Source organism: Nitritalea sp., from assembly GCF_054166705.1.
Genome location: NZ_JBSZCV010000011.1, coordinates 46,936 through 53,110, shown reverse-complemented (window position 1 = coordinate 53,110; position 6,175 = coordinate 46,936). Strand labels below are relative to the sequence as shown.

General features: G+C 38.4%; 7 protein-coding genes. 2 read left to right on the top strand and 5 right to left on the bottom strand.

The window, feature by feature from the left end:
* Positions 1–290 precede the first annotated feature (290 nt).
* On the top strand, positions 291–539 hold the full coding sequence (locus ACXIT9_RS08985; RefSeq protein WP_458055898.1) for a GIY-YIG nuclease family protein: 249 nt from the start codon (positions 291–293) through the stop codon (positions 537–539).
* Positions 540–627: 88 nt separating this feature from the next.
* Here ACXIT9_RS08985 and ACXIT9_RS08980 read toward each other — a convergent pair whose 3' ends face one another.
* The 3 genes from ACXIT9_RS08980 to ACXIT9_RS08970 are packed head-to-tail and all read right to left on the bottom strand — an operon-like array spanning position 628 to position 2,468.
* Positions 628–972, bottom strand: a complete 345-nt coding sequence (locus ACXIT9_RS08980) for a hypothetical protein (protein ID WP_458055897.1) — start codon at positions 970–972, stop codon at positions 628–630.
* Positions 973–988: 16 nt separating this feature from the next.
* A complete protein-coding gene (locus ACXIT9_RS08975) occupies positions 989–2,197 on the bottom strand; it encodes a 6-bladed beta-propeller (RefSeq protein ID WP_458055896.1) in 1,209 nt (402 codons plus the stop codon).
* A gap of 22 nt (positions 2,198–2,219) precedes the next feature.
* Positions 2,220–2,468, bottom strand: a complete 249-nt coding sequence (locus ACXIT9_RS08970) for a hypothetical protein (protein WP_458055895.1) — start codon at positions 2,466–2,468, stop codon at positions 2,220–2,222.
* Between the two features lie 318 nt (positions 2,469–2,786).
* On the opposite strand from ACXIT9_RS08970, the gene ACXIT9_RS08965 reads away from it, so the two are divergent.
* A complete protein-coding gene (locus ACXIT9_RS08965) occupies positions 2,787–3,050 on the top strand; it encodes a GIY-YIG nuclease family protein (RefSeq protein ID WP_458055900.1) in 264 nt (87 codons plus the stop codon).
* Here the strand turns inward: ACXIT9_RS08965 and ACXIT9_RS08960 are convergent.
* Positions 3,029–5,257, bottom strand: a complete 2,229-nt coding sequence (locus ACXIT9_RS08960; RefSeq protein WP_458055894.1) for a PAS domain-containing sensor histidine kinase — start codon at positions 5,255–5,257, stop codon at positions 3,029–3,031. The two genes, ACXIT9_RS08965 and ACXIT9_RS08960, sit on opposite strands and share 22 nt — an antisense overlap.
* 130 nt (positions 5,258–5,387) lie before the next feature.
* The gene (locus tag ACXIT9_RS08955) at positions 5,388–6,107 is read right to left on the bottom strand and encodes a hypothetical protein (RefSeq protein WP_458055893.1); all 720 of its coding nucleotides are present in this window, start codon (positions 6,105–6,107) and stop codon (positions 5,388–5,390) included.
* Positions 6,108–6,175: the final 68 nt, after the last annotated feature.

The following is a 6,175-nucleotide window of genomic DNA, read 5'->3' as shown; positions in this document are numbered from 1 at the left end:
GCGGGAAATGGGTCTGTTTTTTCACTTCTTCTTCATGTCGAAAAATGCAGGTTTAACTTAGTTAGTTGGTTATCCGTATAGGGGTATAACCAAGTAAAATCTTCCTTCATCTAAGGTCTTTCGCCAAAGCCCAAAAAAACTTTTCGGGTAAAATATTGATTCAATTCCGGCATCTTTTCTATGTTGCGACAAACGGGCTCTTATCCGCCTAGGCGGACACAGGTTCGAGTTTTTTTTTGATAATGGCAAACCAATAACTTATTTTTAAATTTATTATTTTCTCCCACATTATGTTTACCGTATACGCATTGTACAGCCAAAAATTCGATAAAATTTACGTTGGCTTCACTTCTAACCTAGAGCAAAGGTTACTTTCTCATAATCACCTCGGGAAAAAAGGATGGACGATAAAGTATAGGCCTTGGTCTGTATTTCATACTGAAACCTTTAAAACAAAAAGTGAAGCCTTAAAAAGAGAAAAGGAATTAAAAACTGGAAATGGCAGACAGTTTTTAAGAGCTTTGCTACACAACCTATAACCCTACAGCTTGCCATAATGATGTACATGGCAGCTTCAGACGTGCAGCTTCATGATCGCCAGCAAACGGATACCCAGTAGTTTAAACACTATTTAATTATATCATCAAACCCTATTAATGCGAATTCTTTAGAATTCCTTTTATCTATCATAAAAGAGAAATCGGATAAATCATGGGAAGATCTGTACACTTTCGTCACATCCATAAACTGCGTTATTCTATTAATTGTAGTTTCGTCACTTATAATTAAATGAATTTTCTTTTCATTATTTTTATTATACTCTTCAATTTTTGACAATTCACTATCTAAACAAAATTCGCATGTTGTAGATACCAAATAATAATAGCCAGGATCCAAATTATTAAATACTATTCTATTTCCATTTATTTCCATTTTAAGATTGATCAATTGAGGAATATCAATATCACTCAATTTTTCAACCGAATTTTTATTTCCACAACCCACTATTAACGTCAACATCAAAAAACACAAGCACTGGATTACCTTCTTTTTCATATGATTTTATTACTTTCCTTAATTGATTATTTTTTAGATTTTCCTCATTTATCTTTCCATCAATATCCAATTGCTTTAAATCATTCATAATATTTTCTGGAACCAACATAATAAATTTATCATTTTTTGCACCGATTACTTCTCCCGCTAAACCGAAGTCAAAGTCGAAACCAAATGTTTTAAAGGAAATTGATTCTCCCGATTTTAATGAAATAAAACTTCGAATAATTTCATCTCCTTTCATCAATTCTAAAAATAGAAATGAGTTTGAAGAAATTATTTTCCTAAACCCAGTAAATAAATCCTCGTCAATAGACGCTTTTACTGCCTTATTTGTGTTGGATTTAAACTTTTTCATATAATCTAAAGGCACACCTCGACCATTTATTGTTATTTCAAAATTAATTAACAACTCCTTATTTTTAAAGACGTATATTAGATTTGAAAAATTTTCAACAATGAAAATACTGGAATCACTTTTTGCAATATAATTCTCTACTATTTGCGGATTATTCCTTCTATCTTTATCTATATAAAGAAATTGATTGATACGATTTGAAAATTCGCTGTCCCACTCTACAATATTGAATTTATTTTGATAATCAAATGCATCTACTAAATGAGCGACATAAGTACTATCCAATGAAATCAACTCTCGCATATAATTTCCGTTGGTTGATTTTATCTCAAGTAAATTCCCTGAGAAATCATATTTAAATACCGACTTTGAAGGACTTGTCAACAACCAAATACAGTCGTTTTGCACGTCAAAATCGGATATCCCGGGGTATTTACCTGGACCATCTCCAAAATCTGATATTTTTCCAATAGCATCACCAGCTAAACTAAAAATAAATATCGTCTTCTGAGTTTTACTCAAAATAAAAATCCTATCATCTTGTACCTTCACCTTATCTAATGATGCGATTATGTAACCTGGTTTAGTTTCTAAAACCACATATTCTAGATTTTTCCCAAAATCACTTATATTGACTTTGCTCTCCGGTAGTACAGAAATTACCTTAAAATCACTTTCAGCATACTTTATATGTTCATTGCTAGAAGTTTTGTTACAGGAAAGACTAATAAGGCCAAAAAGCATTAAAAATGCTCTTAGGAAAATTGTTGCAGTTTTAATCATTATTTGTTTTAACTTCTATATATTACAATTTGCTTTCATCACAAGATGACAATGCTGCTCCACATGCAATAGAAATTCCTACAAATGTTGCTTCAAATGATCCTCCTCCCAAACCAATAGAATCACCACTTACCGAAATGGACGATTCTACGCTGGCGAAACCTTCATATACCTTTACAGCCTGCATTGAAGCAAACCATCTCGCATCCGCAATATTAATAACGTAGAAAAACCCAAAAAGAATGAGGAATAATTTTAATTTGACATACATAATAGATTAATTTAAATATTAAACATTTAACCATACCAACGATTGAATTGTTTGATCCAAATATTAGAGCGCTCTATTGTATTATTTATAAATATAGTTATTCTCCCCCCCGCAAGCATTTAGCCTTAAAATATTCAAAATAAATACTAACCTCTTGATAATCAATACAAAAAATTTATATCCCTGGATTTAAGTTAAGGGTTTCGATAATGTGGCAGGTACGGTTACAGAGAATGTATTCTCATTTACCGAAATGGCTCCAGTTAAAATATCCGATTACAAAAGTCCGAGGACCTAATAGCAAGAGCTACTTGAGGCATAAAATACAAAAATTTTTTCGTAAAACTATATTTTCTTCACCTAACGTTTACCTCATACGTACTGTACAGCCAAAAATTCGATAAAGTTTACGTTGGCTTCACTTCTAACCAAGAGCAAAGGTTACTTTCTCATAATCACCTTGGAAAAAAAGGATGGACAATAAAGTATAGGCCTTGGACTGTATTTCATACTGAAACCTGTAAAACAAAAAGCAAATTCAAAGCGAATTCGACAAACATTTACTTTGCCGCAGGCAAATAGACCGTAAAGGTAGTCCCCTCACCCAGTGTGCTGGCTACCTCGATACGGCCTCCCATGACTTCGATCTGTCCTTTTGTGATATAAAGCCCGATACCACGCGCCTCATGGTGCCTATGAAAAGTATTATACAATCCAAATAGCTTATCACCCATTTGTGCTAAATCCATTCCGAGCCCATTGTCCTCCACGGTGAGGACCAGCATTTCTTCTGCTACCTCGGCACTGATGCGCACCCAAGATGGAACAGCAGGGTTTTTATATTTGATCGCATTACTTATCAAGTTAAGCAGCACACTACTTACATATGCAGGCACCCCATAGACTTTAAAACCTGGAGCAACCTGATTATCCAGCTGCACATCTTCTTTGTGCGCGACAGCCGCGAGTGTATGCAGAACAGTCTGTAGCGTCTCGGAAATAGGTACTATTTCGCGCTGCTCTTCCCCTAACTGAAACCGAACCACTTCGGCTAACTCATCGATCGTACCATGTAACTGTTGTGAGGCTTGTGTCAAAAGGCCTAAATAAGGGTTTTTCATCAACTCAGGCTGCTCCTTGTCGATAAGCTGAAGCATTCCCGTGATCCCTGACAGATGCGAACGTAAGTTATGCGTGACGATGTAAGCAAAATTCCGCAGCCGTGTATTTTGATCATTCGTTTTCGAGAGGAGTCGTTGCTGTTCGGCTTGGAGGGCTTTTAAATCGCGGATATCCTTTATCGTAATAAAATAAGGCGCTTCATCTTCTATAGCAGCTAAAAATCCTGAGCTAACGAGAACGGGAATCCGTTCTCCATGCTTCGAAATAAGCTGGCATTCTCCCACAAAGGGCTTCAAAAGCAGCTCCAGGCAGTCTTTTTTTGTGACATCTCCCGACATGTCGAACAAATCCGGAATAAAAAGATCTTCTAAAGCCCCCTCAATTCCGTGGGCGCTGAGCGTATAAAAGGCCGGGTTTACACGTTTAATAGCTCCAGCCGCGGTAAAGGACACGAAACCATCTTGCATGTGATCGAGCACCTGACGAGAAAATTGCTGTTCTTTCGCGATTTGTCGCTTGTCCAGTTCTTGTTCAGTAACATCTGAAAACATGCCGAAAAGCTTAACCGTAACACCCCCTTCTACTACCGGATAACAGGTGGAGCGAACCCATAAATGTCTCCCCTTAGCAGTAATGAACCGGTTAATCATATCATAGGGCCGCTGAAGAAAAATAGCATCTTGCACTCCTTTTTCGATACGTGCACGGTTTTCAGGATGATAAAAAGAGAGCCCATCGATTAGCTGTAAATCAATTCCCTTCTCTATTTCATGAATTTGATAAACCTCGTCCGACCAAATAAGCTTTTTTGTCCGCGTATCGAGCTCCCAGGCGCCCATTTTCCCGATGCGCTGGGCTTCGTTGAGTAATTTATTTGCTCGCTTTAACTCAACGAGTGAACGCTCTTTTTCGGTAACATCAAGTGCTAAAACAAAAAACGTAACTGAGTCAACAATTCTTAAACGGCTAATTTTCAGCTGTAATAGCTTGGGCCTATCACTTGTTCCGCGAAAAAAAGCCGTAACAGAAAAATCGGAAAGAACACCTCGTAGCAGCTCATCCAATCCTTTTTCAAAAGCATTTTCCTTTTCTACGGAGACTATGTTTGCTGCTAATTTTTTACCCACCAAACCCTCCATTTCCTTCTCTAGGTAGGCTGCCATGGTGCTATTATTGCTTTGAACAAGACCCTTTTGGTCTAAAAAAGCCATGCCTGCGGCTGTCTGGTGAAAAGCTGCATAAAACTGCTCCTTTTCTCGCATCAGTGCAGTCTTATCTTGGTGTACACCTATCAGACGCACAGGCTTTCCAGCAGCATCTAAAATCGCCTTGCCTACACAGCGCACCCACACGGTACTTCCATTCGAATGACGGTACCGTACTAGTTGATCGAAAGGAAAAGAAGAATCAGCCAGATGGGCAGCCAAATTTTTTTGAACGGCCTCAAAATCCTGCGGGAAAATCAGTGTTTTCCAAGAGTCTGACTTCGCCGGCATGAGGCGTGGATCATAGCCCAACACCTCCCAAAAGCGGTCATTCATCCATTCTTCCTCTGGTTTTTCTAAATCCCAAAACCAAAGGCCATCCAAGGCGAAGTCCTGAATAAAATTAAAGAGCTTCAGGTCTGACTGAAGCAGTCTTTCCAACTCAATTTGTAGATAGTGCATGGCTCAATTTATACAGCAATCTACTTAAAAAAATGTGTAACCATGCTTGATTCAGCAAGGAATTTACACGAAATAAAAAACAATTAGGTCCCTGCACTGCATTTCTGCCGTATGCAGGGACCACTCAGACTCAATCGCGAATCAGGTCTAAGATCTTCATTTGGTCTTCGTGCTCGTTATAACGCAGCCCCTGTGCCAGTATTAAAGGCTCTACTCCTTTAAAATCTTTTACATTCGTTTTCACCCACTTACGGTTAAACTTCACCTTTTCAAGCTTACCGTTTACCATTTCATAAGCTTGTAAACGAAAATAATACTCATCATATGGCCTATCTGCATTATAGCCACCCTCGTAATCTGCTGGAGTAAAAACTGAGTCGTGCAGTAGATACAGCTTCTTCCCACCTTTCACAGTAACTTTTTCCAGTGGCAGGTCTTCGAAACTTTTATCTAAGGCCGCAGCATTCACGAAGGTGATTTTTTCATCTACAAAAACAACAGAATCAGCACCCATCACCTCTAAAAAGGTTAAATTACCGTTTGGCGCACGCATGACCATCCGCTTCTCCTGGCCATGGAAGTTAAAATAACGACGTGTGCCCGGCTCTCCTTTACTGTAAGGCGTACCCTGTAACTCTTCCTCAAAAAAGAAAGGTGAGCCCTTGGTGTCCTCTTTTGGCTTAGCCACCACACGCATCACAGCACCATCAGCCGCCAAGCGTAAATTTTCATCTGCCTGAATCCCGGTCCCCATTTGCTGGGCTGATAGGTCTTGGGATCCGAATAACAGCCATGCGCCAAGCCCTAACAAGAACCCCGACGACAGACTATTTCTCCATTGATTTTTCATAATTTCAACATTAAGCATAGTAATTGTTGTTTAAAATTACGGGTAAATCCGTTAACACCCAAAATAAA

Excerpts from the sequence above, each read along its gene's own strand:
- ACXIT9_RS08955 (WP_458055893.1), bottom strand. The coding sequence starts at position 6,107 with ATGAAAAATCAATGGAGAAATAGTCTGTCGTCGGGGTTCTTGTTAGGG.
- ACXIT9_RS08960 (WP_458055894.1), bottom strand. The coding sequence starts at position 5,257 with ATGCACTATCTACAAATTGAGTTGGAAAGACTGCTTCAGTCAGACCTG.
- ACXIT9_RS08975 (WP_458055896.1), bottom strand. The coding sequence starts at position 2,197 with ATGATTAAAACTGCAACAATTTTCCTAAGAGCATTTTTAATGCTTTTT.
- ACXIT9_RS08985 (WP_458055898.1), top strand. The coding sequence starts at position 291 with ATGTTTACCGTATACGCATTGTACAGCCAAAAATTCGATAAAATTTAC.
- ACXIT9_RS08970 (WP_458055895.1), bottom strand. The coding sequence starts at position 2,468 with ATGTATGTCAAATTAAAATTATTCCTCATTCTTTTTGGGTTTTTCTAC.